General features: G+C 69.8%; 2 protein-coding genes. Both read left to right on the top strand.

What is annotated here, in order from left to right:
* Positions 1-11 precede the first annotated feature (11 nt).
* The gene (locus ACZ6ZQ_RS38485) at positions 12-797 is read left to right on the top strand and encodes an electron transfer flavoprotein subunit beta/FixA family protein (RefSeq protein WP_469773186.1); all 786 of its coding nucleotides are present in this window, start codon (positions 12-14) and stop codon (positions 795-797) included.
* A 58-nt stretch (positions 798-855) separates the two neighbouring features.
* Positions 856-1,830 carry an electron transfer flavoprotein subunit alpha/FixB family protein gene (locus ACZ6ZQ_RS38490; RefSeq protein ID WP_469773185.1) on the top strand — a complete coding sequence of 325 codons (975 nt, stop codon included), beginning with the start codon at positions 856-858 and terminating at the stop codon, positions 1,828-1,830.
* The last annotated feature ends 9 nt before the right edge of the window (positions 1,831-1,839 follow it).

The raw sequence follows: 1,839 nt of genomic DNA on the forward strand, positions 1-1,839 counted from the left end.
GGAGAGCCGGCGTGAGCTTGAGGATCGTTGTCTGTGTGAAGTATGTGCCCGATGCCACTGGCGACCGGCACTTCGCCGATGACCTGACGGTCGACCGTGATGACGTGGACGGGCTGTTGTCGGAGCTCGACGAGTACGCGGTCGAGCAGGCGCTGCAGATCGCCGATGAGGCGGACGATGCGGAGATCACCGTGTTGACCGTGGGTCCGGAGGACGCGAAGGACGCGTTGCGCAAGGCGCTGTCGATGGGTGCGGACAAGGCCGTTCATGTCGAGGACGACGATCTGCACGGCAGCGATGTGATGGGTACCTCGCTGGTGCTGGCCAAGGCGGTCGAGAAGGCCGGTTTCGACCTGGTCGTGTGCGGTATGGCCTCGACCGACGGCACCATGGGTGTGCTGCCGGCGATCCTCGCCGAGCGTCTGGGCGTCCCGCAGGTCACCCTGCTCTCCGAGGTCTCGGTCCAGGACGGCACGGTCACCGGCCGCCGTGACGGCGACAGTGCCAGCGAGCAGCTGGAGGCCTCGCTGCCGGCGGTCGTGTCGGTCACCGACCAGTCGGGCGAGGCCCGCTACCCGTCGTTCAAGGGCATCATGGCGGCCAAGAAGAAGCCGGTGGAGTCCTGGGACCTGTCCGACCTGGACATCGACGCCGACGAGGTCGGTCTCGAGGGTGCCTGGAGCGCGGTGGACTCCGCGGCCCAGCGTCCGGCCCGCACCGCGGGCACGATCGTCAAGGACGAGGGCGAGGGCGGCAAGCAGCTGGCCGAGTTCCTGGCCGGCCAGAAGTTCATCTGAGCTTCGGCCATCACCCCAACCGCCCCCGCATACTTCGCATTCGCAGGAGAGCAATCCCATGGCTGAAGTTCTCGTCTACGTCGACCACGTGGACGGCGCCGTCCGCAAGCCCACCCTGGAACTGCTGACGCTGGCCCGCCGTATCGGCGAGCCGGTCGCCGTCGCCCTCGGCTCCGGCGCCGAGGCCACCGCGCCCACCCTCGCCGAGCACGGCGCCATCAAGGTACTGACCGCCGACGCCCCCGAGTTCGCCGACTACCTCGTCGTGCCGAAGGTCGACGCCCTCAAGGCCGCCCACGACGCCGTCTCCGCCACCGGCCCCCTGGCCGCCGTGCTGGTCCCGTCCTCCGCCGAGGGCAAGGAGATCGCGGCCCGTCTCGCGGTCCGTATCGGCTCCGGCATCATCACCGACGCCATCGACCTGGAAGCCGGCGACCAGGGCCCGGTGGCCACCCAGTCCGCGTTCGCCGCCGCGTTCACCACCAAGTCCCGCGTCTCCAAGGGCACCCCGGTCATCACCGTGAAGCCGAACTCGGCCCCGGTCGAGACCGCCCCGGCCGCCGGCACCGTCCAGACCCTGACCGTCTCCTTCGGCGAGCACTCCACCGCCACCAAGATCGTCTCCCGCACCCCGCGCGAGTCGACCGGCCGCCCCGAGCTCACCGAGGCCGCGATCGTGGTCTCCGGCGGCCGTGGCGTCAACGGCGCCGAGAACTTCACGGTCATCGAGGCACTCGCCGACTCCCTCGGTGCCGCCGTCGGCGCCTCCCGCGCCGCCGTCGACGCCGGCTGGTACCCGCACACCAACCAGGTCGGCCAGACCGGCAAGAGCGTCTCCCCACAGCTCTACATCGCCTCCGGCATCTCCGGCGCCATCCAGCACCGCGCCGGCATGCAAACCTCCAAGACCATCGTCGCCATCAACAAGGACGCCGAGGCCCCGATCTTCGACCTCGTCGACTACGGCGTCGTCGGCGACCTCTTCGACGTCGTCCCCCAGCTCACCGAAGAGATCAAGACCCGCAAGGGCTGACCCACCCCC

It is taken from the genome of Streptomyces sp. NPDC053673 (genome assembly GCF_055585225.1).

What these genes read in the sequence shown, in the direction of transcription:
- ACZ6ZQ_RS38490 (WP_469773185.1), top strand. Translation starts at nt 856, where the DNA reads ATGGCTGAAGTTCTCGTCTACGTCGACCACGTGGACGGCGCCGTCCGC.